Annotated in this window: 25 protein-coding genes and 1 pseudogene; 19 read left to right on the forward strand and 7 right to left on the reverse strand. The window is 31.7% G+C overall.

All coding sequences use genetic code 11. The features are described 5' to 3' along the window. Window positions 1-513: 513 nt before the first annotated feature. From DM800_RS14260 to DM800_RS14275, 4 genes are all read left to right on the forward strand, one after another. Window positions 514-1,914, forward strand: coding sequence for an MATE family efflux transporter (locus DM800_RS14260; RefSeq protein WP_147787083.1), 1,401 nt, complete (start codon window positions 514-516; stop codon window positions 1,912-1,914). Between the two features lie 386 nt (window positions 1,915-2,300). Continuing rightward, window positions 2,301-2,753, forward strand: coding sequence for a LytTR family DNA-binding domain-containing protein (locus tag DM800_RS14265; protein WP_147787084.1), 453 nt, complete (start codon window positions 2,301-2,303; stop codon window positions 2,751-2,753). Window positions 2,754-2,847: 94 nt separating this feature from the next. Beyond that, complete coding sequence (locus DM800_RS14270) at window positions 2,848-3,357, forward strand: DUF6622 family protein (protein WP_147787085.1); 510 nt, start codon at window positions 2,848-2,850, stop codon at window positions 3,355-3,357. A 22-nt stretch (window positions 3,358-3,379) separates the two neighbouring features. Further along, window positions 3,380-3,769 (forward strand): DUF3021 domain-containing protein, encoded by a 390-nt coding sequence (locus tag DM800_RS14275; protein ID WP_147787086.1) that lies wholly within the window; start codon window positions 3,380-3,382, stop codon window positions 3,767-3,769. 338 nt (window positions 3,770-4,107) lie between these two features. Here DM800_RS14275 and DM800_RS14280 read toward each other — a convergent pair whose 3' ends face one another. After that, the gene (locus tag DM800_RS14280) at window positions 4,108-4,908 is read right to left on the reverse strand and encodes an ADP-ribosyltransferase (protein WP_147787087.1); all 801 of its coding nucleotides are present in this window, start codon (window positions 4,906-4,908) and stop codon (window positions 4,108-4,110) included. Window positions 4,909-5,293: 385 nt separating this feature from the next. Here DM800_RS14280 and DM800_RS14285 point away from each other — a divergent pair, with 385 nt between their 5' ends. From DM800_RS14285 to DM800_RS14305, 5 genes are all read left to right on the forward strand, one after another. Next, on the forward strand, window positions 5,294-5,866 hold the full coding sequence (locus DM800_RS14285) for a tyrosine-type recombinase/integrase (RefSeq protein WP_147787088.1): 573 nt from the start codon (window positions 5,294-5,296) through the stop codon (window positions 5,864-5,866). A gap of 24 nt (window positions 5,867-5,890) precedes the next feature. Beyond that, window positions 5,891-6,121, forward strand: a complete 231-nt coding sequence (locus DM800_RS14290) for a hypothetical protein (RefSeq protein WP_147787089.1) — start codon at window positions 5,891-5,893, stop codon at window positions 6,119-6,121. A gap of 11 nt (window positions 6,122-6,132) precedes the next feature. After that, window positions 6,133-6,384 (forward strand): YueH family protein, encoded by a 252-nt coding sequence (locus tag DM800_RS14295; RefSeq protein WP_063263878.1) that lies wholly within the window; start codon window positions 6,133-6,135, stop codon window positions 6,382-6,384. Window positions 6,385-6,406: 22 nt separating this feature from the next. Further along, window positions 6,407-6,841, forward strand: coding sequence for a NucA/NucB deoxyribonuclease domain-containing protein (locus DM800_RS14300; protein WP_147787090.1), 435 nt, complete (start codon window positions 6,407-6,409; stop codon window positions 6,839-6,841). Window positions 6,842-6,983: 142 nt separating this feature from the next. Then, complete coding sequence (locus tag DM800_RS14305) at window positions 6,984-7,232, forward strand: hypothetical protein (protein ID WP_131233795.1); 249 nt, start codon at window positions 6,984-6,986, stop codon at window positions 7,230-7,232. Between the two features lie 422 nt (window positions 7,233-7,654). Here DM800_RS14305 and DM800_RS14310 read toward each other — a convergent pair whose 3' ends face one another. The 3 genes from DM800_RS14310 to DM800_RS14320 form a co-directional block, all read right to left on the reverse strand. Then, complete coding sequence (locus DM800_RS14310) at window positions 7,655-8,518, reverse strand: hypothetical protein (protein ID WP_048567326.1); 864 nt, start codon at window positions 8,516-8,518, stop codon at window positions 7,655-7,657. A 69-nt stretch (window positions 8,519-8,587) separates the two neighbouring features. After that, window positions 8,588-10,888 (reverse strand): hypothetical protein, encoded by a 2,301-nt coding sequence (locus tag DM800_RS14315; protein WP_147787091.1) that lies wholly within the window; start codon window positions 10,886-10,888, stop codon window positions 8,588-8,590. 225 nt (window positions 10,889-11,113) lie between these two features. Beyond that, entirely contained in the window at window positions 11,114-12,175 is a 1,062-nt protein-coding gene (locus tag DM800_RS14320) for an alpha-xenorhabdolysin family binary toxin subunit A (RefSeq protein ID WP_048567328.1), read from the reverse strand. A 652-nt stretch (window positions 12,176-12,827) separates the two neighbouring features. Here DM800_RS14320 and DM800_RS14325 point away from each other — a divergent pair. The 7 genes from DM800_RS14325 to DM800_RS14355 all read left to right on the forward strand — a co-directional run bounded on the left by DM800_RS14325 (window position 12,828) and on the right by DM800_RS14355 (window position 18,779). Further along, on the forward strand, window positions 12,828-13,139 hold the full coding sequence (locus tag DM800_RS14325; protein ID WP_048567329.1) for a hypothetical protein: 312 nt from the start codon (window positions 12,828-12,830) through the stop codon (window positions 13,137-13,139). Between the two features lie 300 nt (window positions 13,140-13,439). Next, window positions 13,440-13,718, forward strand: a complete 279-nt coding sequence (locus DM800_RS14330) for a putative quinol monooxygenase (RefSeq protein ID WP_002169788.1) — start codon at window positions 13,440-13,442, stop codon at window positions 13,716-13,718. Between the two features lie 498 nt (window positions 13,719-14,216). Continuing rightward, a complete protein-coding gene (locus DM800_RS14335; RefSeq protein WP_048567330.1) occupies window positions 14,217-14,474 on the forward strand; it encodes a helix-turn-helix domain-containing protein in 258 nt (85 codons plus the stop codon). Between the two features lie 93 nt (window positions 14,475-14,567). Then, a complete protein-coding gene (locus DM800_RS14340; RefSeq protein WP_000809621.1) occupies window positions 14,568-14,807 on the forward strand; it encodes a DUF3961 domain-containing protein in 240 nt (79 codons plus the stop codon). Between the two features lie 341 nt (window positions 14,808-15,148). Further along, window positions 15,149-16,594 carry a spore germination protein gene (locus DM800_RS14345; RefSeq protein ID WP_370512870.1) on the forward strand — a complete coding sequence of 482 codons (1,446 nt, stop codon included), beginning with the start codon at window positions 15,149-15,151 and terminating at the stop codon, window positions 16,592-16,594. A gap of 20 nt (window positions 16,595-16,614) precedes the next feature. Further along, the gene (locus tag DM800_RS14350; RefSeq protein ID WP_147787093.1) at window positions 16,615-17,697 is read left to right on the forward strand and encodes a GerAB/ArcD/ProY family transporter; all 1,083 of its coding nucleotides are present in this window, start codon (window positions 16,615-16,617) and stop codon (window positions 17,695-17,697) included. Window positions 17,698-17,699: 2 nt separating this feature from the next. Continuing rightward, entirely contained in the window at window positions 17,700-18,779 is a 1,080-nt protein-coding gene (locus DM800_RS14355; RefSeq protein ID WP_147787099.1) for a Ger(x)C family spore germination protein, read from the forward strand. Window positions 18,780-19,035: 256 nt separating this feature from the next. On the opposite strand, the gene DM800_RS14360 is transcribed toward DM800_RS14355, so the two are convergent. Next, window positions 19,036-20,445 (reverse strand): branched-chain amino acid transporter BcaP, encoded by a 1,410-nt coding sequence (locus DM800_RS14360; RefSeq protein ID WP_147787094.1) that lies wholly within the window; start codon window positions 20,443-20,445, stop codon window positions 19,036-19,038. A gap of 304 nt (window positions 20,446-20,749) precedes the next feature. Here DM800_RS14360 and DM800_RS14365 point away from each other — a divergent pair, with 304 nt between their 5' ends. Beyond that, window positions 20,750-21,649: an Rpn family recombination-promoting nuclease/putative transposase gene (locus DM800_RS14365; protein WP_147787095.1), complete on the forward strand. Its 900-nt coding sequence runs from the start codon at window positions 20,750-20,752 to the stop codon at window positions 21,647-21,649. A gap of 202 nt (window positions 21,650-21,851) precedes the next feature. Here the strand turns inward: DM800_RS14365 and DM800_RS14370 are convergent, their stop codons facing one another. After that, window positions 21,852-23,012 (reverse strand): tyrosine-type recombinase/integrase, encoded by a 1,161-nt coding sequence (locus tag DM800_RS14370; protein WP_147787096.1) that lies wholly within the window; start codon window positions 23,010-23,012, stop codon window positions 21,852-21,854. A gap of 356 nt (window positions 23,013-23,368) precedes the next feature. Here DM800_RS14370 and DM800_RS14375 point away from each other — a divergent pair, with 356 nt between their 5' ends. Next, a complete protein-coding gene (locus tag DM800_RS14375) occupies window positions 23,369-24,352 on the forward strand; it encodes a hypothetical protein (protein ID WP_048567338.1) in 984 nt (327 codons plus the stop codon). 820 nt (window positions 24,353-25,172) lie between these two features. Next, on the forward strand, window positions 25,173-26,249 hold the full coding sequence (gene xerS / locus DM800_RS14380; protein WP_147787097.1) for a tyrosine recombinase XerS: 1,077 nt from the start codon (window positions 25,173-25,175) through the stop codon (window positions 26,247-26,249). Window positions 26,250-26,572: 323 nt separating this feature from the next. On the opposite strand, the pseudogene DM800_RS29455 reads toward xerS, so the two are convergent. Beyond that, a pseudogene (locus tag DM800_RS29455) lies at window positions 26,573-26,835 on the reverse strand (hypothetical protein); the annotation flags it as partial.

The raw sequence follows: 26,835 nt of genomic DNA on the forward strand, positions 1-26,835 counted from the left end.
ACTAGAAGCTGAATAATTATGAATAAATATGATTGATTTATATTCCGTTTTTTAATTATTAAGGTAACTGATTATATAATAGTTCAATATTTTATTATGGACGGAACCTAAGTTAGGTTAGTTCAAATGAAACTGATCTTTATTTCTAAATTAAGTACATTTTGGTATGTTATTTAGGGTACCGCCACATGCTTATCAATCTAGTGAAATGAAACATCCCCAAAACATCAAAATTGATATCTACGGAGTAAAAATATACAAATTTCTTGTTTTTGGGGACATTATGTAAACATAGCTTGGTGGCTATGGACAGTATCCATATAGAAGGACTTCTTAAAAAGAGTTAGCTAAAATTTATCACTAAATTTAACTCTGAAATTGGTGAACAATATTGACTATTTAATATAGGGTAATGTTTGCAAATAATAAAGTTGGGTTTAAAATCTCTTTTTTGTCTTTCGGCGTACAATTCCCAGAATGACATAGTACCCCTAATAAAAGGAGAAATGAAATTTGAAATCATCTACAGATAATATTCAAGAAAGTGCAAAATCAAAAAATCAAGGGCAACCAATATGGAAATCAATGTCTATGTTTTTAGTTCCCTTGCTTTTAAGTAATATATTACAATCATTTGGACAATTGTTTGGTATGGTAGTGGTAGGGCGATGGCTTGGTGTGAATGATTTAGCTGCTATTTCAGCGTTTTTTCCATTATTCTTTTTACTTGTATCATTTGTAATTGGGATTGGATCAGGTAGTTCGATTTTAATTGGTCAGGCATTTGGTGCCCGTAATGAAGATCGTTTAAAAGCTATCGTTGGTACGACGCTGACTTTTACCTTTATAATAGGAGCTATTTTGGCAGTAGTGGGAAGTATATTTGCCCTAAATATTATGCGCCTTATGGGTACGCCAGAAAATATAATTGATATGAGTGTGCATTATGCGCGTATCTTATTTATTTCTATGCCAGTTTTATTCTTATATTTTGCCTATACAACATTTATGCGAGGTACAGGAGATTCTAAAACACCATTTTATTTCTTAATTGTTAGTACAGCTTTAAATATGATTTTATTACCTATTTTAATTTTTGGCTGGCTAGGAATGCCGAAGTTTGATGTGTATGGGGCTGCTTATGCTTCTGTTATCTCAACCATTGTAACATTTGTTGTTATGATTATTTATTTAAAGAAGAAGAATCATCCACTGCAATTAGATGAAACAGTCCGGAAATATCTTCGTATGGATTGGGATTTATTAAAACTATTATTACGCCTTGGGATTCCAGCGAGTATCAATATGATACTTGTTTCGTTATCTGAGATTGCGGTAATCGCATTTGTGAATCGCTTCGGATCTGATGCGACTGCTGCATATGGGGTTGTGAACCAGGTTGCAAGTTATGTTCAGATGCCGGCAGTCAGTCTTGGAATTACGGTATCCATTTTTGCTGCACAATCCATTGGTGCGAATCAATTTAATCGATTACAGAAAGTTATTCGCGCTGGAATTGTTATGAACTATATAATCGGTGGAATATTAATCACTCTTATTTACTTGTTTTCAAGAGAAATCCTATCGTTATTCTTAACGAGCCCAAATACAATCGAAATTGCACATAGTTTAGTGATGATTACACTTTGGAGTTACTTAATTTTTGGTCACGCTCAAATTATTGGTGCAACAATGCGAGCAAGTGGAACTGTACTATGGCCCACTGTTATCGGTGTCGTATCAATATGGCTTGTAGAAGTCCCAGTTGCTTATTACCTTTCTTATCATACAAATCTTGGTATAAAAGGAATATGGATTGGATATCCAGCTGCATTTATTGTGAGTTTACTTTTGCAATACGGATACTATAAACTTTCATGGCAGAAGAAACGAATTTCACGACTTGTTAGTTAGAATAGAAGGTGAAAAAAAGTTGTCCCATAAGTCGATTGTAGGGGTATGGTAACATCGCCATCAAGCTAACAAAACCGAGATACCCCAAAAACAGGAGTATCTCGGTTTTATATTTCCAACACGATTTCCTCCTTTCATAGTTGTCCATAGAAGTTCAGCTCAATTTTTCATTTTAGAGAAGAATACATTTCTTAGATTGATGGTAATATGGTAAGTTGTGTTTTAAAAATAATGTTACGATGTTTATAAAGAAGATGCGATGAAAGATAAAATATGTTGATAGATTTTTTAATAATATTCATATAAAATACTATTTTGAATTTGATAAAACTTTATTTCAAACCAACGATAGAATGTATTTTGAAGAAAGGAACATAGGATAACAAATGAAAGTAAACATTAACATCATTGAAAAACTTAAAGAAGAATCTTGTACTTTTTACGTTCACAAAGTTACATCTTTCATTCTAGATATGGTATCTACACTAGAGAATAGTTCTGATGATTATTTAATAGTAAATTCTATCCACAAAAATGAACAAGAAAAAATCTCTTGTTCAACTATTTATTATTTGGAATACCTTGAAAGAAAAGTGTTTGTTTATACAAAAGAAAATATATTTGAGATAAAATGTCCTTTATATAAATTGCAATATACACTTCCAGATAACTTTATTAGAATTTCAAAGACTACAATTGTCAATATCCATTTTTTAAAAAAATTCTCAGCTAAGGCGAGTGGAAATCTAGAAACACTGCTTTCAAATGGAGAAAATTTAATTGTCTCAAGAAAATATGTTTTTTCTTTAAAAAATAAGCTAAAACAGTATTCTAAATAACCACATATGTATTGATTTTTACCACTTATGTTTAAAAGCATTTCTTTATATCTCCTTTAATGTAAATATTAATAAAAGCAAAGGAGGAGATACAATGATTAAAGAAGTGCTTATAAGAACTCCATTATGGGTATGGATATTATTATTTATTTTAATAAAAAGAGGTATTGCTATTTCTCAAGAGAGACCGATTAATTTGTCTAAAATGTTTCTTGTTCCTGTGATTTTTATGATGTGGGGTTTGGAGAAAATTATTAGTAAATTTCCTCACCTAGGGTATTGTTTAATAAGCTATATTATTTTCATTTTTTCAGGCATTTTAATTGGATATTTGTTATATAAAAAATATCAAATTTATTTTAAACAAGGCACAATTATTTTTAGAAAGAAATGTTATTTGCCATTAATAATTATTTTGATTAACTTTTTTGTGAAATATCTTTTAAATGTAACTTTAGAAGTATCTTCCTCATTTTATGATGATATTGCATTTAATGTAATGTATTCTGCTATAAGTGGATTGTCTGTAGGTTTATTTTTTGGAGGAATCTTATATACATTTTATATGCAATCAAAATTAAAGAATATTACCTTACAGTCATAAAAAGTACGAAAGGAAAAAAATATTGAAATTAAAAGAACGACTATATAAAGGCTTAGGAACTGGATCATTTATATATATGATAGTTTTACTATCGAGAAACAATAGCACCTTTATTACAAAAACTGAAATAATAAGTGTTCTGTTAATTTCTGCTTGTGCAGGTATTTTCTCATTTATTTTTGATGTTGAAAGAATAAGTTATGTATTGGCTTTAGTAATTCATTTTTTCATAATGATTTTAGTTATATTTCTTATATCTCTATATAACCATTGGATAGCAACTTTTCCAACTGCTGATTTTTTCGAAAGTATAGTTTTGATATATGCATTTTCTTGGTTTATATCCTATTTAAATACAAAAAAAGATGCTAAAGAATTAAATATGTTACTAAAGAACAATAAGAGCATTTAAACTGTTCTTCTAGGGATCTCGCCGCATCGCCATCAAGCTAAAAGAATCAGTTACCCCAAAACAATAAAAAAGAAAAATGCATAAAATTTCCGTTTTTAAGGTATTTGCTTTTCTTAACTCGATGGTTATGTGGCGAGACTACCCATTACAAGAATCCATTAAATCCATCTATAAAAAAGTACCCCTAGATAAGTCTAGGGGTACTTTTTTACAAAGCATTACTTTCAACATAAACAGGAAGGGTATACCCATTAATTAGCATTGGAGCAATTAATGAACAAGCCCAAACATCCCAGTAAATCTTTTTTCATAATTCTTCTTCTTCAAGCTTTATTAAACTATTTATTTACCACACTTGCATCAACCTTTACAATCAGTTTTCCTTTTTCAACAATTCCTGAAACTTTTTTTATTTTTAATGAAGCGTTTCTTGGTAATATTAATTCCGCATATTCATTTCCCATATATACAGCATGTGTTCCTTTTGGAACTTCAATATCCATACGAATTGTTTTTGCCTTTTCTCCTAGATATTTATCAAGAATAGCTAGTGACGTACTTGTAAAACCTTTGTCTTTAACAGTTTTCCCTTCAAACTTTTTCTTGAATTTTTCAATTGATTCTTTATTAACTACAGTTTCTTTTGGGTTTTTTGGATCTTTGGGAAAAAATGTCCCCGGGGCAATTCCAAACTGTTGTTCATCTGTATATCTATATACCATAATTGTATCTGGTACACTAGCAGTGTTTTGTTTAAATACTTTATCCATTTCTGCAGCGTATTCTTTTGCTACTTTTACATACTCTTTAGGATATCCATCTACTTTCCCTTCTCTTAAAGCTTGATTAATCCTTGTTCCATTTTGCTCATAGTTATTAAAAGCTTCTTTTGCTTTTGGTGTTACTACAATTTTATCTCTATGATTAGGAAGGTTCTTTCCATAATTTTTTGCTTCTTTTTCTTTGTCTTTAAAATCTATCAATTTATCTAAAAATGTATCAGTTTTTTTTGTAGATTCAATAGAAGAAATAGGATAATCGAGAGTTGAACGTTGCTCCATTGCAGATGCTACATTAGCTGTTCCACTCATAAGAACTATAGTAGCTAGACTAAAAAAAGCGAATTTTTTACTTAACATGCGAATTTCCCCTTTCAATGTCTTTAATATTTTTCAATTAGCTAAAACAATACAGCACTCAATTAATTGTAGATATTGATTTGGTGGTAAATTAAAAATCTTTTCGAAATAACTTTATTCAAAAAACTTCCCTTAAAAAACACACTTCAAAAGGTACACTTTTTTGAACATGTTTAAAGATTACAAAGATAAAATTAGTTTTACAAAACATACAAAATGTTAAACTTATAAGAACCAGTGATATCATGCGTTTTTCTATGGTATTACTGGGTTTTTTCGCTATAAAATGAAAAGAAAAAGATTGTCAGTTTAACAAAATGAAGTTATAGTTAAAGTAAGTTTTACATATTATAGGTAACAGCATCGAATTAGGAGGTCGTGTTTTATGGCGAAAGGAGGACGAAAACCTGGAGCAAAAGAGCCGGTCCGTTCATTAGAAAAAATTGAAGAAATGAAAGATTGGTTATTACAAAATTCCTCATACCGAAATTACTTTTTATTTTACTTTGGAATTAATACAGGTTTACGTATCAGTGACATTCTACGATTACGTGTAAAAGATATTCGTGGAAAAGATGTTATGAAAATTAAAATGGAAAAAACAGATACAACGGTAGAAGTGTATTTTAATTCAGTCTTGCAACAAGAGATTGCGAAATACACGAGTAATCGGGCCGACTCTGATTGGCTTTTTCCAAGTCGTCAAGGGGATAAACCCATTACAAGACAAATGGCTCATACTTTTTTGCATAAAGCGGCCGAGGCTTGCGGTATTGATTCAGAACAATGGGGAACACATAGTATGCGAAAAACGTTTGGATATCACTATTATCAGAGAAAGAAAGATGTGTACTATTTGATGAAACTATTTGGCCATGCGACGCAAGGTCAAACTTTACAATACATTGGTGTCGAAGCCGATGAAATTCGTAAAACAATGGAGGATTTCACTTTATAAGAATCCAAAGGGGGAAACCAGAGTATGAAAGAGGGGAAATTAGAACAGGAAAGTAAATCTCGAAAGTACGAACGTATTTTTATCATCTCATTTTTTACCACGGTAGTTCTTATTATTGGAAGTATAGTTGTTGTAGAGTATACGGGTTTTAAATATATTATGTACTTAGCATTACCAATTCTAGTCAGTGTAGCTTTTACCAACGACATACAAAAAAGATATAAGAAATACTCTAATTTAAGTAATAAAGAATAGGAGGGGTATAGATGAATCTTGTAAATTTTGAAGTTCTAAAAAATTATGAATCACCCAGCGTTTATTTTTGTGAACATGCAATGAAGCATAGTTGTTTGATTGCAATTCCTTCCTGGAATTGGAGTTTCTTAATGGATTATACGATTGATTTTAAAGATGAAAAGCCTATGTTAATGAAAGCATTGGAGAAGTATGTTTCTTATGATTTGGTGGAAAATGTTGCAGATGCATTTTATGATTATGTATTTAGCGAATTTAATTAAGATTTTCATAAGGGGGAGCATAATGAATTTTAAAGGGGCTGTAAGTAGTTTTTTAGTAATGGGATTATTATTTTCGGGATGTTCAGCAACTCAAAATTCAAATTCTGCAAAACAAACGAGTGGATCACAAGATATTGCACAAGTGATAGAGCTTCCATCAAATAAGTATCCAGAAACAGCGGCACATATTAAAGATGCGATTGCAAATGGTAAGACAGATATTTGTACAATTGATCGGGATGGAGCCGCCGAAAGGAGAAAACAGTCTTTGGCAAATGTTCCAACGAAAAAAGGATATGATCGGGATGAATACCCTATGGCTATGTGTAGGGAAGGTGGGAAAGGTGCTGATATTAGGCATATAAAACCAGCTGATAATCGTGGTGCTGGTTCGTACATTGGGAATAAAGTGGAGAAATTACCAGACGGTGCAAAAGTTAAGATCGTTGTGAAATAAAGGGGATAGAGCTATGACAATTATAAAACTGTCTTGTATTTTCGTTATAGTTATATTCCTGGTATGGCGCTTTATAAGACTTTTATATCGTTTTTTAGAAAAGAAGGCTCAACAGATCGAGGAAAGACAGGAAAGTAAAAAGGTGCAACTTAGAGAGTTACGAAAAGATGAGTTTGAAAATCAATATGATGAAGTTTATTACAATGATTCACCACCATTTAAGAGTAAACAACGTAAGAAATCCGCAAAATCTTCTACTTATACAGATGATAATTCAGACTATATATCACCTGTTGTAACTACATCTACATTTCACTCACATTATGATAATTCATCAAGTAATTGTGGCGATTCTTCTTCTAGTAATGATGGAAGTTCAAGCTGTGATTAACTAATAAAGAGCCATTTATATACAGAGCTCTTTTTGTTTTTTGAAAATAAGAAAAATTAAATGGTGAAAAACTCAGTCTGGATTTAAATGATTTGAAAGAGCATATGAATCCTAAAGATTTTGAAACGAGAAAATCTGTTTCAAAAGGTGTCCTTTTTAAGATGCATTTCAAAAATGGATTTTTGAGGTTTTGGAACTAATATTTTATGTGGTTTCGATAGCACCAAAAGGTGTACCTTTCGAAACACTTCACAGACGTATCAAGGATTCTTTTTATCTTTAGATATATGAAAATAAAAAATATTCTTAAAATCATAACTTTATGAACAAAACAAAAGAAGAATCCAAGTTGGATTCTTCTTTTGTTTTGTTCGTTTAGCTGATTGGGCGGTACTCTACATTTATAATAAGAGTAATTAGCCTCAAGAAATGTTAATTGCGTTTTTATAGAAGTTTTCAGCTTCATCACGAATTGCTTTCCAATCTTCAAAGGCCAATTCAAGTTCTAAAGCAGCAATGAACTCCTCTAAATTTTCAATATCATCAATATTATCTGCTAATTCTTTTAAATCATAAGATATAGCGCTCCATATTCTATGAACTTTCCGAATAACAAGTGAAACGTGCTCCTTAAACTGAACCAAATGCATGACTGGAGCTACTAAATAGACAACCGTGTTTTGTGCGACAACGAAATCATTTGAGTTTTGCAGTGATAAATATGACATCCGATGCGACCACGTTTGTACTGTTTCTTCGTATTTTTGAATTTCTGAATAAAATTCGGAGAGAGATGTTGCCATAGATTGAGACTGTTGATAATATGTCTGTGCGTGATTAGATAAATCTTTACATATATTTATGAATTTAGATTTTGTATTTGGGGATAATTTACCGGTTTGCGCTTCCAATATTACTTGATTAAGATCATTATAATATTTAATAGAAATTAAATCCGCAAAGGAAACAATATTTTGAGCAATGATAAGTATATCTTTATGCCCTCCATTTTCCCAGAACCTACATTTTTCCCTAACGTTTAACTTAGTTGCAATTGCTTCTTCAACTAATTCACGAAAAACAGAAGTTGTTATGAGTCTATCCCAATTTTTTTTGACTTTCCCGTCGAGTACGAGATACATTCTTTCCTTGACTTGATCGATACTAGTTGGTGCTGAGATCCATCCGTTCAAATAACGAGCGAATGAACGCCATTCATCTATTGTTAGGAGAAAAGGGGAATATTTCCCGCCTAATTCACGTGGAGAAAAGGCTAAATTGTTCATGTTAACACCCCTCTAAATTATTTTAAGTTGTATTTATTCATCCATTTTAGAAAGATTCCATTAGAACATTTAAGATAGGAATTTTTTCTTGTAATTAGCAACAAGAGATCCTGCTAGTTCCATTCGGATTTTTGTAATTTTAGAAAGATCTGGCCCATCCTGTACTTTAATTGTCCAAGTTGTAAAAGGGTTTGGAATAAAGTAATCATAAGCAAATTCTTCTGCTATCGTGCCATCAGTAATAATCGTTGAACCTACATAGCTAAAACCTCGATTAAAGGGCTCTGTATTAAATTGAAACTTTTTATTTTTATAATCATCATAATAATGTCCCGAATTCGTGATCCGTATTTGTACTTTAGAAGTAGCGTCAACTCCATCTAACCAAATTCGCATTAATTTAAGTCGAACACGGTACTCGTTTTCAAAAAACGAATCATTTAGGTTGATTTCCCAAGAAGCTTCTCTTGTCTCCTTCAGGGTTTTCAAAGCATTAGAATCTGTAATCTCTATTGTTCGATTTTGAAATGGTTGAGGTGGTGGATTAAACTGTTTTAAGGCCTCCATACAGTCCTTTTGTAATGTAGCAACATCTACTTTTAATTCTGATACATCTTTTAAAATATTAGGATTTACATCTGAATCGCGAAGAGCCCAATACTTATAAGCATGTTTATAATTTGCTAAAGCTACAAATAGAATTTGCTTCATATCTAAATAGCGTTGATATAATTTTTGTTCCATTTCTTCGTTTTCAGATTCTTGCCCTTCAAGATTCTTAATATACTCTTTCAACCTCGCAAGATCTGCTTGATGAATATGTTTTTCTAGCAACAGACGAAATAGCTCTTGACTACAGCGAATGATAATAACTTGATTCGAAGCAAGTGTTTGACCATAAACAGCTAGAATATCTAATGATAGTAGATACTCTCTAGCCCCCTCAACTTCTTTCTTAATGGCATCTTCTAAAGCAGCAGCTATTTTCAACTGAAATATTTTCCACGTTGCCTCTCCAGTCAGATCCTCTTTAGGAAGTTCCCACTCATTTTCTTGAATTTTTTTTAAGAGTTCTTCTGAGAACTCCATATCCGTAGATGCTTTTGATATCTCTGCAGCTAGTGCATATATTTTATTAATTAATTCAGCTAATTCATTAAGTTTCTCCATACATTCTTTTAATGATTGCGCTAATGCAGCTAGCTGACCTCCAGCTTCTATTACTTCTTTTAAACTGTTAATTATATCGATAATTTCTCCAGGTGCTGCAGTCCCTCCTGTAGCAATTATCGAGCCTATAGATTCTGCGAAATTAAGAACGGCGCTCACCATTTTAAAAGCCATCTTCATTTGTTGTTCATAATGATACTTTTTAAGCCCATACTCGAAATCAATTTTAGCTATTGTTACAACATGTTGCTGTTTTTCGAATTGATACAAAGATGATTCAACAGCATTTTGAGCACTTCTCAGATTATCTTTTGCTTGATTAATTAGTGTTTCTTTAAATAACAATGTATCCTGTTCATGCTGGAGCATAAGAGTAGCTGCTGCTTTTCGATCTGCAATTGCTAGGTTTTTATCTAAGTAACGGTGATATTGTTCCTCAAAATGTTGTGCTGCTGCCAAGAAAGCATTAATTTCATCCCTATAAAGATCTTTATCCAGAAGTGGAACAAACGTATTCTCACCATAGTTAGCAGTTAAAATGGTAAGTAATGCAGTGCTTTGTATACACAATGAACTTAAATCTTTATATTGAGCTGTAAAAGCTTTCAACCAGTTTAACTGATCAGCTGCAATATCCGGTTGAGATTCATAAAATAGACAAGCTACTTGGAAAACAGACATAAATAGTTTTGGGAATTGAGGTGTAGGAACTACATACGAAATTTCTTCTTTGGTGAATGTACCATCTTTATCGGACAAACGTACGCCTTTATTTCTCAGTTCTATTGGATATGGCGATGGGGAACTTTGATTGTAGATAGGAATAGCATGTAACGTTCCAGAAAGCTCAAGTCCATAAATCGTCAATTGTGCGAGCTTACTTCCATCTTTGTAATCTAGTCGAATCTCTGCTTTTCCATCTGATTCAATTTCCACACGTCTTGTTCGGATAACTAGTTGCATATCTTTTAAAGTACAGTTAAATTTATCAGGAATTCGAACAACATCTGCAAAAATCGAAATCATATTTGGCGTTAGTTGATTTTCCTCAATAAACTTATATACTTCACCTAAATCAACAAATAAACTGCGAATTTCATATTTTGTTTTCGTAGTACTTGAGTAAAAAGTTCCTGGGATATGCTGATTATTCAACAATTCTTCATATAGTTTTTTATAATCCACTTTATGGGCTAACATGTATTTCCCCCATCTACATAAAATTAGGGACAAAAGAAGTTAAATATTACGCAAGCGAGAATTCAATCTCTGTTTCTTTAGCTCCTTTTATCCCTATATTAACGGTTAAGTTATTTGTTGTAACTGCTCAATTCTTAAACTTACGTAATAAAAACAACTGATTTATTTGAGATAACACATAGGTTTATTCTATTTGTTCGGTTCTATTAATTACTTTTAGTGTACTTATGCAATATATTGATCAACTATATATTCTACATCTGCATTAACTCGGAAATCATCTGCTTGTTTACCTACTGCTTCCCATTGTAAAATTGCCAATTCAATTCCTAAATCAGCAAATTCCGGATCATTTTGAATATCTTCCATTACAATTTCCGATAGTACTGATAGATCTTCGTGAAGAGAATTCCAAATCCCCTTGATTTTCTCAATTACAGGAAGCGCATCCTCAATTTGTTTTTGGGTTTTGTCGGTTCCCACATCTGCCTTATCGAGTAAAGCCATCAAATAAACATTTCGCTGTATGATTTCCCCATTTGCTTTGATTTTTTCCCTTGTGGCTTCAATTCTAGCTTGTAACGCTTTTCCTTTCGTACTATCGAGAATTGCCTTTAACGCAAAACCAAAAACAGGGCCAAGTAGTAAAGACAGCCAAGATTGAGATTCATAATCTTTGAACTCTTCCATGTATTTCTCTAGATCTTTCCGCAAGCTTTCTACTTCAGCTCTAAGGCGTTTTACCTCTTCGCTATGATCGCCATACAATTTATCATATTTATTTTTTACCGTTGTTAAGTTAGTATAATCAGATTTAGTATCTTTAGCGAATTGTCCAACGGCATCCGCTAATGTTTTAGCGTGGTCCCCAAATTCTTTTGCTTCATTCGCTAACCTGGCACAAATTTTCTTGAACTGTTCTAACGCCACCGTATCCCCATCTAAAATATCTGGTAAATAACCAATTAAGGGTTGATAGTAGACCTTTGCTCTTCTTGAATAATTAACAATTTGATTCGCAACAGTAAGAACTTCTCTGTAGGTATTATCGTTCCAGTTTCCACAATGACCTTTAATACTTGTATGAACAGTATATAACTCTTTAAAATCTGGAAGTGTTGCTGAGCTACCCATTAATAAAGCAAGGCGCATCTCTCGATCATTTACAGGTAAATATGCACCATCACCTGTGTATTTTTGAACTTTAATCCAATCTTCTTTTTTTAATAAAAATGGAGATTCTTCCTTACCACCAAGGTCCCTTGCTGAAATATCTCTTTTTACCATAACAATACACCCTTTCTATTTTATAAAATGAAATTATATTATTGTTCGCACTCCTTCTATAGCAAAAAATACGTCCAATATTTCGAACTTCAAACTGTACATAGTAAAGTAGAATACAAGTTCAACAATCAATTCATCTCTCCCTTAATTTGGTTATTTTGATACCCATTCAGTATAATTTACAAACTCCTAATCTAGAATTGAGAAATATATTTTTTAGTGTAATTTCTAGCGTGTTCCCTGAATTTTTAAGTTGCCATATATTCCGTATTAGAGAACACTATATTCAGAATATAAATTATATTAGAAGTCCGTTCTAAAATTCAAAAGTTTACTTTCGAATTTATAATAAAAAGCAAAAAGAACTTGTAGCAATTAATACAAGTTCTTTTTGAGATAATGTCAATAATACAACTGGTTGTTATTAGTTTGCTATTTTCATACTTTTGTAAAACTCGTTTTCACTAAATGAACATTAAAAAAGTTTACTTTTGAATTTTGTTTAATTTACAATTAATTTTGTAATAAATCTCTCTATACAGATATAACTGTTATTTATGCCCTACTAGAAGATAAAAAGGTATACGCTTACATATAATAGAAGTGATATCGTGGTACGTAGTAATTATTAAATTAAAGGGGAGTAATAAGGATGGATACTAATAAATTAAATGGTTCTGAAAATGAATTACAACCTTTGGATATTGACATGATTGATATGAAAAGTGCAAGAGAAGGTATTAAAGTTACAATAGAACCTTACCCAGATATGCAAGTTGGAGATAGAATTGAACTTATTTGGAATGGTCGTACACTCAACTATACGATAGATGAAGATGAAGTTAATAACGCGATTGAAATTGAAGTACCATTCGCTGATGTTAAAAAAATAAAGAATGGAAGTGTTCCCGTATATTATCAGCTTTATGACAGGGCAGGTAATAAGAGTCGTCCTAAAGAATAAAAATACAAGGCAAGCTTCGTGCTTGCCCTTTTCTATTTTTCTCTTAAACCCATGTGGCGTATATTGATACCCTCGAGCACTATGAATCTTGTGATAAAATCAACAATTTGAAAGTAAACTAATGTGTAAAAGTTTACTTTCGTGTTTTAGGTCTAAGGAAAGAGAAATTAGAAGGGCTAGTTCCTCGGCTTCGCTTCACCCCAGCCATCACCTCACACCTAAAAACAAGGAATTATAAAATATTAATTGAATATATTTTTGATACCGACTAAAATTTAGGAATGGAAAGAGGGCAATCTGATGCATTACATAACCGCATGCTTGAAAATTATTAGTGATAAAGACCTTAATGAAATAATAGAGGAGTTCAAAAAACTTGAAAAAGAAACTATTAAAGAAGAAGGATGTATTCAATTTCATGTGTACCCTCTTGAACCCTCAGAACGAAAATTAATGCTTTGGGAGATTTGGGAAAACGAAGAAGCTCTTAATGTTCATTTCACCAAGCCACACACTCAAAATACTCTAAAACAAGAATTAGCAGAAATAGAATGGGTAATTAGAAGTAATGTGAATTAACAAGATTGGTTGTTCTTGTAGTTTTGATAAAATATAAATCGGAGCCACTATATGTATGTAGAGTAGCAAAAGCTACTCTTTTTTTATTGGATTGATGTTTATAGCGAAAGTGATCTTTTATTCAAAAGTTTACATTCAAATTTATAATAAAGAACTTGTAGAAATTACTACAAGTTCTTTTTGACATAATGGTAATAATACAATTTTTTTTATTGGTTTGCTATTTTCATACTTTTGTAAAACTCGTTTTCACTAAATGAACATTAAAAAAGTTTACTTTCGGTTTTTGTTTAAATTTTAAAATTGTAATTTAATCCCAGAGTGGCCCCTCATTCCCTGAATCGTTTCCGTACCCCATATTTATAGGGATTTTTTAATTTGTCGAAAAAATTCGAAAGAAAAAATAGGAAAACACTTAAATTTAACCTATATAGGTTAAATTTAAGTTGAAAGGAGGTTCATATAAAAATATTTATAGATTTAGAAAGGGATTTGTTAATGAAGGAAATTGATAAGTATATGTTTCTTCAAGAAGCGGCTATAAGATGGGGGATACCCTATGAAACAGTAAAAAACAAGGTAAAACCATCTTTAGCAAAAGAAAAGCAAATTGATAGTATGATTGAACGCGGTTTGATTAAATATTTTGAACCGCCGCGTGATCCGAACCGCATATATAAACGGGATCAAAAGTCTTGGCTTGTATCGATTGATGCAATGCATGAATGGTTTGGTGAACCTAAAAATAAAAAGTAAAAAAACAAAAGAGAAAGATGTTTCCGTGCCTGCCAGCCTGGAAAAACACCTTCCTCTTATGGGCCAACATAATTTAAGAAAGGAAGAATGGCTATGAAACAAATCCTTATTAAAATTACGTCTGGTGAGCCTATTTTAACACAACCTCACCTTAAATTTAAATTCCTCAAAAAATTTTACTCATCCATTTCAGAAAATTACAAAAAGTTAAATCGTTATTTTGGTATTGAAGAAAATGTTTCCGATCAGATTTGGTTTTATGGTTTCTTTGCAACCTCCATTTTTATGATGCTTTTCACTTACTTATTTTCGGGTATCTTATATGGATTTTAGAGGAAAGCCATATGGAAAAATGCCTATTTTCAAAACAATCCTTCTAGAAAGGAGATAACACATTGATTCAATCATTAAAGAGTACCATGCAATTTATTATAATTTCGTTTATAATCATTCCTTTTTTTACCTTAGATACATTTTTTAACTATTTTTGGTTAAGTTATTTTTAAAGGAGTTATTGCTAATTCAATGAGCATGTTTAAATATCACTATCCCTAATTTTTAAAATAAAAATTTCTTAAAAACTATATGTAACTTCTTTCTGAAAGGAAGGGTATTATCAATTGAAACCGTATGGAAAAATACCTGATGAATCTATAAAATCTTTACAGGATTTAATGCAATTACTAAAAAAATCTAAAGATTTTATAACATTGGAAATCGCTTCAAACAATTCCTCTATAGTCATTTCATATTTTAGAACATTAATCGATATAAATATATTTCATGAAGAGATTTTAACCTATATAAAAGAGAAGAGATTCGATTCGTTACAAGACATTCAGTCTGTCTTACCCTTTGAAAATTCAAAAATAACAAATCAAAGGGAAGATATTCAGGATAATATTTTAAACGGCTATATACTTATTCAGTTTGATACAGATACATTAAATGGTTTGTTAATAAATGTATCAAAGAAAGAAAAAAGGGATATTACAAAAGCTGAAATTGAATACAATATTGTGGGTCCACAAATCGCATTTGTTGAAGATTTAGACGTAAACTTAAATTTAGTACGTAGAAAGCTTCCAACACCTTATTTACAAATGAAGGAATTGAAAGTTGGTTCTCTCTCTAACACAACCGTTGCAATTGTATTTATTGAGGGAATTGTAAATGATCAAAATCTACAAGAAATTATAAAACGAGTGAGTCAAATCAAAACAGACCATGTTTTAGATAGTACTTATTTGATTCAATTAATTGCTGACAATCCTAATTCCATATTCCCTCAATTTTTGAATACAGAACGTCCAGACCGTGTAGCAGCTGTATTGGCAGAAGGGAAAATTGCACTTTTTGTAGATGGCTCACCTTATGCTATCACCCTGCCAACAACATTAATTGACTTTTTTTCTACGACAGAAGATTACACCATGCCTTGGATTATTGCCTCCTTTTTTCGACTGTTAAGGCTTTTTGCTTTTATGTTTTCTGTTTTAACGACTCCATTATATGTTTCGATATTAACATATCATTACGAGCTTATTCCAAAAGAGCTTCTTGAAACGTTAATCATATCGAGAAGTAAAGTACCTTTTCCTCCATTAATTGAAGCACTTTTTTTAGAAATAACGATTGAATTGCTGAGAGAAGCGGGGGCACGTTTACCAACTAAAGTGGGTTTAACTGTCGGTATAGTAGGTGGTATTGTAATTGGCCAAGCATCGGTAGAGGCAAGTCTTACAAGTAATGTACTAATTATCATTGTTGCACTTTCAGCTCTTAGTTCATTTACAGCACCAATATATCGAATTGGTAATACAATTCGAGTAATTCGTTTTCCTTTTATAATCGCCGCACACCTGCTGGGTTTATTAGGAATTGTTTTAACAAGCTCTTTGCTTTTAGCACGCTTATTACGTACAGAATCATTAAGACGTCCTTATTTGTTTCCTTTTTATCCTACACGCCCTACAGATTGGAAAGATAGTATTATACGTATGCCAATCTCAGCGATGTTTCGACGTCCTATTTTTTCAAGGTCTAAACAACGTTTTCGCTTTAATCCAGAAGAGGTAGAGAAAAATAAAATCCTATCACGAAATGATTTTGATGATTGAATTTAACAGGGAGGAGTATTATGAAACAGATCCCAATTGAGTATCAAGTCTCTCCATATATGGTATTTTTTTTAATTATTACTATACAGATGGGGGTTGGTATGCTTGGTTTTGAAAGGATTAGTGCAAAATTAGTTGGAAATGATGCGTGGATTAGCACGCTGCTTTTTGGAATATCTGTTAATTTTATGATTTGGATCATATATCAGATTTTAAATCAGGGTAATGGAGACATCATTGCAATCAATCAAAACGTACTTGGAAAATGGATTGGTGGATTGTTCAACTTGATTTTTTTATGCTATATTGTATTGTTAGGTGCAACAACACTCCATACTTATATTGAAGTAGTACATGTTTGGATGTTTCCTTCAATTTCATCTTGGGTTATAGCGGGGGCTTTTTTAGGCCTATGTTATTACATTGTTACTGGAGGATTTCGTGTAGTTGCCGGAATCGGCTTCTTTGGAATCGTTATCCCAAGTTTTCTAATCTTCACATTTTTTTATCCTTTGCAGTATGCAGATTTTCGGAATTTATTTCCAATTGCACAGCATTCATTCCTAGAAATTATGAAAGGAATGAAAGGAAATATGTTTAGTTTTTTTGGATTTGAAATGTTATTGTTGTACTACCCATTTATTAAAAAGGCAAAAACGTCTCAAAAATATGCGCACTATGCAAATTTAGTAACCACTATTGTCTACACATACCTTATGATTTTAACTCTTGCGTTTTTTAGTGAAAAACAACTCGCGAGCGCGATATGGGCATATTTAAGCATGATTAAAATTATACAATTTCCCTTTATAGAGCGGTTTGAATACATTATTGTTTCTGTTTGGGCTTTTTTTATATTACCTAACGTTTCCTTTACATTATGGGGAGTAAGTCGTGGTATAAAAGAGGCGCTGGGAATAAAGCAAAAATATGTTTTGCCAGTTATCATCGTATTCATCTTTGTTTTATCATTTTTTTTGAATAACCGTAATAAAATTAACTTATTAAATACTTGGACAGGTCAAATTGGCTTTGTATATATATATGTATACCTACCTGTACTATGGCTAATTCAAACCGCCAAAATAAAGTTAAGGAGATAAACATGAAGCGATGGATACTTTTCCTTATATTAAGTGTCTTCTCAATAGGTTGTGCTAAAACGAAAATTGTGGATGACATTGATTTAGTTCAAGTTGCGGCATATGATACTGAAGCAGAAGGTAAGCTAAAAGGAACCTTTGCGATTGCAGCTTATAAAGGAGGCGGGGAAGGTGAAACGAAAATCTATTCAGCATCAGGCCAGACTGGTAGAGAAGTTCTTGCAAGAGCATCCGAAAAATCTTCTGGACCTCTAGAGTTGGGGCAATTGCGTGTTATTATATTTAATGAAAAAATAATTGAAAAGGGAATGCAGGAAATTTTAGAGACTTTGAACCGAAATCCTAGTGTAGGAAATGCAATTTATTTAGCAATTACAAATGGAAAAGGGGAATCACTATTAAAAGGGAACTATTCTAAAGAAAAAGAAATTGCTTCCTATCTATCCTCTTTACTGGAGCAAAATATGAACAATGGGACGCAACCAAAAACAAACTTTTTTATGTTTTTAAATCAACTTGATGATGATGCGAGGGATTCCTATTTGCCGATGATATCTAAAAAAGGGAACGTGTTGGAGTTAAATGGAATAGCACTTTTTAAAAGATGTAAAATGGTTGATAAAGTGAACCCTAAAGATTTATTTGTATTTAAATTGTTGACAGATAAATTTAAACAAGGTACATACCAATTCAAACTACCTAGTTCTTCAAATACTTACGCCACGATAGAGAATATAAAAGCTAGAACAAAATATAAGATGGAGGGGAATAGTAAGCATCCATTCGTAAATGCTCATATTCAAGTTAAAGCTGAAATTCAAGAATTTACAAAAACCAAAAATCTAGATAATCCTAAAGAAATAAAAAAATTAGAAAAAATTATGGAAACAGAAATAGAAAAAAAAGCAACTACATTGATAAAGAGATTTATTAAAAAAGGCACAGATCCTATAGGACTTAGAAAGCTCGGTAGAACTCACGTAAGAAAATGGAACAGTCAAGAATGGGAAGAATCCTATAAACATTTACGTTTTCGTGTAACAGCTGATGTAAAAGTAACCCAATCTGGTGTTACAGAATAAATAAATCAAATAAGATATGGAAAATTTCAATAAATAAATATGGTCTCGCAGGAGATTAGAGAGAAGAGAAACTAGTAACAAAGCATCTCATAAACATTAAGATGCTTTGTTACTAGTTTTTATACCTGTATAGCCGTATCACTTACGTAAGCATTAGATTAGATCACTTCATAATTTACACCAACTCTAACAATTTCCTTATTTTTTGCATCATAACGAAAAAAGCTGTTGCCCTAATGGGACAACAGCTTTTTCATTATGCTACGTCTTCTTTTTGTTCCTTTTGTAGCGTACTATTTTTGTAACCGTAACTGAAGTAGACAATTAGCCCAATTACAAGCCACACTGCAAAACCAATCCATGTTGTTGCGGGAAGTTGTAATGCTAAGTATCCACAGAATAGAACCGCTAAAGCCGGAATCCATGGCACAAAGGGTACTTTAAAAGCACGCGGTAATTCTGGTTGTTTTTTACGTAAAATAACTACTCCAATTGAAACAACGCTGAATGCGAATAATGTACCGATATTTGTTAATTCAGCTAGTTTATTTAAAGGAACGAAACCAGCAAAGAAAGCAACCATAGTAGCAGTAATCCAACTATTGAGAACAGGTGTTTTCGTTTTTTTATTTACGCGAGAAAGCGCTTTTGGTAGTAATCCATCACGGCTAATTGCGTAAAATAAACGTGTTTGTCCATATAACATAACGAGTAATACAGTTGTGATTCCAGTAATTGCTCCTAAAGAAATGAAACCAGCAATCCAATCTTGTTGAATGTATTGTAGTGCAAATGCAACAGGATTTTTCACACCTAACTGATTATAAGGTACAATTCCAGTTAAAACCAATGAAACAACGATATATAAAATCGTGCAAATTGTTAAAGAAGCAATGATACCGATTGGCATGCTTCGCTGTGGGTTTTTGACTTCCTCGGCAGCTGTTGATACAGCATCGAATCCGATGTAAGCAAAGAATACAGTCGCAGCTCCAGTTGTTACACCTGAGAAGCCAAACGGCATAAATGGTGTCCAGTTTTCAGGTTTTACATAGAAAGCTCCCACACCAATAAATAGTAAGATGACAAATAGTTTAATAGCTACCATGATAGCATTAAAGCGTGCTGATTTTTTGGCACCTCTTGTTAATAACAGTGTTATTAACAAGATAATACAGATTGCTGGTAAATCTACATATGTTCCGGCTTCTGGACTATATGCGCTTGTTAAAGCAGTAGGTAATGTAATACCAAATCCACTTAATAGTCCTTGTAAATATCCTGACCAACCAGATGCAACAGCTGAGGAAGCTAATCCATATTCTAAAATTAAATCCCATCCTAAAATCCAAGCGATTAATTCTCCAAATGTTGCATAGCTATAAGTGTAAGCACTACCGGATACTGGTACAGTTGATGAAAATTCAGAATAGCATAATGCTGCAAATACACAGGCTAAACCTGATAAAATAAACGACAAAACAAGTGCTGGTCCTGCGTGTTCTGCTGCAGCAACACCGGTAAGAACAAAAATTCCAGTTCCGATAATAGCGCCAATCCCGAGCATAGTAAGATCAAAAGCACCAAGTTCTTTTTTCAAAGATGCCCCTTTTTGTTCTGACTGTGCTAATAATGCTGAAATAGATTTTTTTCGAAATAGATTCATATAGATACCTCATTTCTTAGTTGTTTTAATATTCCGAAAAATAATTTCATTTTGTCGTATAATGTCGAATCCTTGTATCTCACATTTTAATTCAAATAAATATTTTTGTAAATACTTATTTTCAGAATATTGATTCTTTTGATCGTTCCTTTATTTCTTATCATTCAATTCCTCTGTTACAAATTTATCCCTTTAAGAGAAGACTTAAATCCCTATATAAATCAAAGGGGATTGTTTGCATATAAGCTTTGGTTTTATGTACAATAAAGGTAAAGATATAGTCTAAAACAGGAAGAGGAAAACCATGTCCAATTCATTAGTAAACTTACGTATCGATTTTGCATTTAAGCAGTTATTTGGCACAAATGGGAATGAAGATATTTTAGTTGCCTTTTTAAATGCCATATTAAAAAATTCTTTAGAATCACCTATTGTTGCCCTACAATTAGAAGATCCACATTTGCATCGCGAATATGAAGAAGATAAATTATCGATTTTAGATATTTCAGCTACATTAAATACAGGAACAAAGGTAAATGTTGAAATACAATTGAATAACAATCATGATATGATTAAAAGAAGCCTTTATTATTGGGGAAGGTTATATAGCTCACAATTGCAAAAAGGAATGCCTTATAGCTCCCTTCATAAAACAATTACCATAAACTTGTTAAATTTTGTGATGTTTCCAGAATATGAAGCATTTCATACAACAGGAATCCTTTGGAATCAGCAGCAACAAAAGTTATTAAGTGACGATATAGAAGTTCATATTGTAGAGATTCCAAAGTTACTACAGCAATGGCGTGAAGAGAAAGTTAATCCGTGGGAAGACTCGTTTGTTCGTTGGTTATTATTATTACCAGCGAATGAAGATGAGCACCTCACACAAACATTGGAGGACATTGCCATGAACCAAGATCCGATTTTACAAAAAGCAATGAATAATTGGGAGCGTATGAGCCAAGATTCTTCTTTCCGTCAAGCATATGAAGCAAGAGAAAAGGCCTTAATGGATGAGGCAGCAAAGTTTGCTCATGCTCGTAATGAGGGGAAAAAAGAAGGAATTCAAGAAGGGGTTCAGCAAGGAAAAATACAAATGATTAAAGGTATGCATGAGCTTGGCGTACCACTTGAAACGATTGCTAAAGCCAGTAAATTAGACATTGATGAGGTTGAACGTATTTTAGAAAAAAATAAATAGCAACAAAAAAAGAACCTATTAACAGGTTCTTTTTTGAGTTATTTATCAACTAGGGTTAGTACCAAATAAGTTTTCATAAGTAGTAATAGCCATATACTATGAAATCTAACTTTATTTTCTCATATTTTAATTCAAATCAATAGTGCGGGTAAAACCTTATAACAACAAATTCCCCTACTAATTATTATATATTTATTACATATTAAAATTCATCATTACCAATTAAATTTCCTGCATCATTATCTTTAGTAAGTCTTTGCTTCAAGTAATTTTCTTTTGTAGTTCTATCATTTTTATGCCCAACTGCAGCTGCTATTACATGGGGAGCAAGTCCCTTATAATCATATAAATACTGTACATAAAAATGTCTAAAGAAATGGGGAGTAATTCGGATATTCTCTGTAAAGGGTAACTTGGTGTCCTTTATAATCTTAGAAACATATTGTGATAAGTAATTTTCTCTATAAGCAGTATGGTTTTTCGTTTGAAAAATGGTCCCGCCATTTTTATTTCCTATATCTATAGGTAATCTCCTACGGATCCGAAACGCAACAATACGATTAAAAATTTCCTTATTAATAGAAACAATCCGTTCATTATCTCCCTTTGTATCAACTGTTAAATAATAACGTCCACGTATATCATCATATTCAAGATCTTCCCATTTTGCATGGGCCACCTCTGCCACACGTAACCCAGTAGTAACAAGGACGGATAGTAAGGCATAATTGATTTCATTATCCTTATAATAATGTAGAAGCTGCTTGACTTCTCCATATGATAACTCACGCTTTGGTTTATATTGTTTATTCACCGTCGTACTTAAAATTTCTATATGAAGAGGCTCCTGGATATATTGGATTTCATATAACCATTTCAAATAGGAACGAATCACACCAAGTTTTCTACTAATTGTAGATGCTTTGTATTTTTCTTTTGATTGATAAGAGATTGCCTCCTGGGATAACCATTTTTGATAATTACGGATATGCCGTTTTCTTAAATTCCTCCAGACTTGTCCAACTTCAAAATCTGTTACATCTTTCTGCAAAAAATCCGTACTTTGTTTGACAAAGAAGTAAAACTGACTTAGATCACGTGCATATAAAATTCGAGAAGCATCTTTAATCCGTTTCTCTTGATCAAAATGCGTTTGCCGGTTCAAGTAGTAATATAATATCTCTTCATCAGAAAATCCCTCATATGTATATGAATCTTTTCTTTCATTATTTTCTTTTTTAAATTCAGCTTCATTTATATAATCACGATTCCATAATGCAATTATGTTTGTAAATTTTTGTTTTTGTTTCTCTATGTTTTCTAAAGAAGTTTCATTATGAATTGAATTCAATTCATATATCATTATTCTTCAACTCCTTATTAATTCTTTTTATATTTATTATTATAACTTAAGTTAATTCAAAATTAGTTACATAGTAAAATTAAATTTTATAAAAATGAAAAGTTATAACAACCATAGAAAAACGCCCATTTTCTATGGTTATATAAATCTTACTTATATAAACATTTTGTTATTATTTTTAAATAAATGTAAAAAGTAATTTAATTAGTAAATATAAATTATTTTTATTAAATTATGTAAAAAGATTAAACTTTAAATATGTTATAATGAATTAAAATTATATATTCTTTAAAATTAAAATTAGACTTAAATAATTTGTAAAATAAATATAAATGAAATACAAGAGGAGAGGAAATATGAATGAGAATCAGCAAATGATTATGAATACAAACGAAGTGAGGGAATATTTAGAAGTTAGTAATTTCGTTGTTAATAATTTAATCAAACAGGAAGAATTAGTACCAATCAACAAGGATACATGGCGTTTAGATGGAAGTTTCCTTTTCAAAAGAGAAAATGTGGAAACAATTAAAAAGGGAAGAGAAACGGAAGGTATTACGCTTTACCAAGCTAGTAAAAAATATGGTATAAGCACATATCAATTAGAAAAATGGTTAGGGGATGGGGAATTAGCCGCTACTATACGGGAACATCGTAACCGCGAAACTAAATTCATTAGAGAAGAAGAGTTACTTCAAGTTATAAAACAATTTGATCAAGCTAACACGCTATATACATACTCACAAAAGTATAATACAGTCCTTTTCCATAAATATATTCAAAGTAATACGATAGCAAGGGTCATTTCTATTCCTAAGCGTGGTGATATTATGTTAATTGATGAATTTGGAAGTGAGTTCACCTTAAATGAAGCTATTAAATCGGGATTTGTACCAGCATACGATCTACCTGATAAACCACGTAGTCATCATCAAAGGTTTGTTAAATTCCGTTTACCTAAGTCCGATCAATTACGCAGCAATTCTTTCCAATTGATTGACTTAATCCTTCAGTACGTATCACCAAGAAACCTAAAGGTTTCAGAAGAGGAGGGTTTTTGGTATTTCGATATACGCCAATCTCTTATTGAATTACCTATGGGTATGCAAGTGGAATGGATAGAATACTTAACACCATATATAATAGAAGGAAAATTAATAAAGCGTGTAAATAATAGTATATATTTAGATAGTAGTAGCGTGACAAAACCAGTTACACTTTCTAGCAAAGAATATCAAGCAATTAATAAAATAGTAGAGAAAACCAACACTACCATTGAAGAATTTATTGCATCTGCTATTTACAAAAAAATAAAAGACTATCAGACTTCACAAAACTAAATCATAAAATAATTTAGTTTTAGTTAAAAAAGACATAAATTATCTATCTACGTTAATTTATGTCTTTTTTGTTTTTACTATCATTTATACAACTAAGATTACTCCAACAACCATCAAGCTAGGAAAAGCAAATATACTGGCTATATCTTAGAAACAACCATGTAATCGATATTAATGTGTATAGTTGAATGTATCTGAAACTAAAAGATATTCATACTGACGAAAGGGAAGTGAATGATGCATTTATAAAGAGCCAAAAAACAAACACCTCATAACTTCGCACGAAATACCGTTTTTGCGAACAATAATAAGCTTATATAAAATTCTAATACAGTATTTAGGGGTTTTGAGCTCAATACATTAATCTTAGCGTATTGCTATGTGTCTATATAATTTATACTTTATATAAAAATTATCAAATGTTGAGTTATTCATTAATAATTTTTATAGTAAATTACATTTAAATTTATAAGATTTTTTCTTATGTTGATCTAATTAACTCCTCATAATCATGATTAAAATAACCAATTCATATTTGATAACAACTTTTAAACTATTTCCACATATTGATTTTTGTATGAAGAATCCTTTATTTTATCTACATTCACATGTAATTTTTCTACTAGTTTTATAATGTAATTTTAATTTATCAATTGGTTATCTATAATTTTCAATAGAACAATTACACTATCTTTATTCAATTTCGGGTATATTCAAGCACCCATAATTTAATTATGTAAATAAGTCTGTGTAAAAATTGAATTTCACGCGAACTTGTGTTCTCGTATTTTTCTGTTATAGTATATATGAGGTGATTTTTATGGATTACAGTAAGCAACGTCAAAAATCCGTACATCGTAAAAAATTATACGAGAATTTAAATGAAATGCCCTTTTACATAGAAGAATTTGTGGAGTACAAAGAATTGCATGATGCCTCTCCCTCCACCCTACTGAATTATGTATATGATTTTAGAGTTTTCTTTAACTGGCTATTATCTGAACAAATTATTAAATTAAAGCCCATTAAAGACATATCCTTCTCTGATTTGGAGAATTTAAAGAAAAAAGATGTTGAGAACTTCATGAGGTTTCTAAAACTACAACAAAATATGCAGAATTCCTCCGTTAACAGAAAAATTTCAGCCTTAAAGTCTTTATTCAAGTACCTTACCTCCCTATCAGAAAATGATGAAGGAGAATGTTATTTTTATAGAAATGTAATGGCCAAAATTGAAATACATAAAGATAAAGAAACATTAAATGCCCGTGCAAAACGTATGAGATCTAAAATATTTCATAATGATGATGATCAAGAATTTTTGAATTACGTGAAGTACGAACATGAAAAATCTTTAACAAAACATCAGTTGTTCTATTTCCTAAGAGATAAAGATCGTGATGTAGCTATCCTTTCCCTTTTTCTTGGTAGTGGTATTCGTGTAAGTGAATTGGCCGATCTTCGTATGGAAGATATAAACTTAAAAGAAAGACTAATTGATGTGATCCGAAAAGGAAATAAAGAAGATTCAGTATGGATTACCCCCATTGCGTTGAATGATATTGAAAAGTATATGGAAATTAGAGATAATAAATACGCTCCAGGGAAAGAATTAAAAAATGTGTTTTTATCGAAGTATAAACATACTGCACAGCCTCTTTCGGTTAGAGCTATCCAGGATATAGTAGAAAAATATACGAAGGCCTATGGCAAAAAAATGTCTCCTCATAAATTAAGACACACACTGGCAAATAAGCTATACATGGAAGAAAAAGACTCGTTACAAGTCATGCAGCAACTTGGGCATACTAGTCAAGATACGGCCTTATTATACACACAGCTTGGAGAAACAACTATTAAAGATAGCTTAGGAAGAATAGGGAAAGATAAATGTTGAACTACTCACCACTTAACGTCCTTACGGACTTTTTGAAGTGGGAGATTCCTGTGAACACCGATGTATCCACCGGTTATCTTAACAGGCTCTACCCGTAGTCCCTACGGTGAGAACATAAGTATCTTGTACGTTGACTCACCACACTACCTACTTTGGCATGGTTTTCGCAACTTCGGCAAGCGTGGGTCGATAGAACGTTGAAGATTTTACGGTTGCAACGTTTTTCTGCAACCAACCTCATATCTTCAGTTTTCGAAGAGCAAATTGTACAAGTAAATGATAGCAAACATGTTGGCATATGCCAACCGACATTCATCTCCCACCTAAAATTGGTGTTTCACACCTTCACATTTTTGAGGAAGGAGTCTTCTGTCGGAGAACGATAAAAAGTTTAGCAATTTACTAAAGATTTTAAATTCAATGTAGTATTCATTATAGTATTCGGATATCTTATGGAATGTTAATGCGTTATACTTCTTAGCAAGTTTAACGATTTTTTCAATTGGTGCAATGTCATCATTCATAGAATAAACCGATTCAAAAACAATTAATTTTGGACGATTAGGATAAAAATAGCAAGGAACTT

This window comes from Bacillus sp. AY18-3 (genome assembly GCF_008042305.1).
Taxonomy (GTDB): domain Bacteria; phylum Bacillota; class Bacilli; order Bacillales; family Bacillaceae_G; genus Bacillus_A; species Bacillus_A wiedmannii.

What these genes read in the sequence shown, in the direction of transcription:
- DM800_RS14365 (WP_147787095.1), top strand. Translation starts at nt 20,750, where the DNA reads ATGTCCAATTCATTAGTAAACTTACGTATCGATTTTGCATTTAAGCAG.
- DM800_RS14375 (WP_048567338.1), top strand. Translation starts at nt 23,369, where the DNA reads ATGAATGAGAATCAGCAAATGATTATGAATACAAACGAAGTGAGGGAA.
- DM800_RS14325 (WP_048567329.1), top strand. Translation starts at nt 12,828, where the DNA reads ATGGATACTAATAAATTAAATGGTTCTGAAAATGAATTACAACCTTTG.
- DM800_RS14360 (WP_147787094.1), bottom strand. Translation starts at nt 20,445, where the DNA reads ATGAATCTATTTCGAAAAAAATCTATTTCAGCATTATTAGCACAGTCA.
- DM800_RS14265 (WP_147787084.1), top strand. Translation starts at nt 2,301, where the DNA reads ATGAAAGTAAACATTAACATCATTGAAAAACTTAAAGAAGAATCTTGT.
- xerS (WP_147787097.1), top strand. Translation starts at nt 25,173, where the DNA reads ATGGATTACAGTAAGCAACGTCAAAAATCCGTACATCGTAAAAAATTA.
- DM800_RS14270 (WP_147787085.1), top strand. Translation starts at nt 2,848, where the DNA reads ATGATTAAAGAAGTGCTTATAAGAACTCCATTATGGGTATGGATATTA.
- DM800_RS14355 (WP_147787099.1), top strand. Translation starts at nt 17,700, where the DNA reads ATGAAGCGATGGATACTTTTCCTTATATTAAGTGTCTTCTCAATAGGT.
- DM800_RS14330 (WP_002169788.1), top strand. Translation starts at nt 13,440, where the DNA reads ATGCATTACATAACCGCATGCTTGAAAATTATTAGTGATAAAGACCTT.
- DM800_RS14345 (WP_370512870.1), top strand. Translation starts at nt 15,149, where the DNA reads ATGCAATTACTAAAAAAATCTAAAGATTTTATAACATTGGAAATCGCT.
- DM800_RS14350 (WP_147787093.1), top strand. Translation starts at nt 16,615, where the DNA reads ATGAAACAGATCCCAATTGAGTATCAAGTCTCTCCATATATGGTATTT.
- DM800_RS14310 (WP_048567326.1), bottom strand. Translation starts at nt 8,518, where the DNA reads ATGAACAATTTAGCCTTTTCTCCACGTGAATTAGGCGGGAAATATTCC.
- DM800_RS14315 (WP_147787091.1), bottom strand. Translation starts at nt 10,888, where the DNA reads ATGTTAGCCCATAAAGTGGATTATAAAAAACTATATGAAGAATTGTTG.
- DM800_RS14290 (WP_147787089.1), top strand. Translation starts at nt 5,891, where the DNA reads ATGAAAGAGGGGAAATTAGAACAGGAAAGTAAATCTCGAAAGTACGAA.
- DM800_RS14370 (WP_147787096.1), bottom strand. Translation starts at nt 23,012, where the DNA reads ATGATATATGAATTGAATTCAATTCATAATGAAACTTCTTTAGAAAAC.
- DM800_RS14285 (WP_147787088.1), top strand. Translation starts at nt 5,294, where the DNA reads ATGGCGAAAGGAGGACGAAAACCTGGAGCAAAAGAGCCGGTCCGTTCA.
- DM800_RS14295 (WP_063263878.1), top strand. Translation starts at nt 6,133, where the DNA reads ATGAATCTTGTAAATTTTGAAGTTCTAAAAAATTATGAATCACCCAGC.
- DM800_RS14320 (WP_048567328.1), bottom strand. Translation starts at nt 12,175, where the DNA reads ATGGTAAAAAGAGATATTTCAGCAAGGGACCTTGGTGGTAAGGAAGAA.
- DM800_RS14280 (WP_147787087.1), bottom strand. Translation starts at nt 4,908, where the DNA reads ATGTTAAGTAAAAAATTCGCTTTTTTTAGTCTAGCTACTATAGTTCTT.
- DM800_RS14340 (WP_000809621.1), top strand. Translation starts at nt 14,568, where the DNA reads ATGAAACAAATCCTTATTAAAATTACGTCTGGTGAGCCTATTTTAACA.
- DM800_RS14300 (WP_147787090.1), top strand. Translation starts at nt 6,407, where the DNA reads ATGAATTTTAAAGGGGCTGTAAGTAGTTTTTTAGTAATGGGATTATTA.
- DM800_RS14335 (WP_048567330.1), top strand. Translation starts at nt 14,217, where the DNA reads ATGAAGGAAATTGATAAGTATATGTTTCTTCAAGAAGCGGCTATAAGA.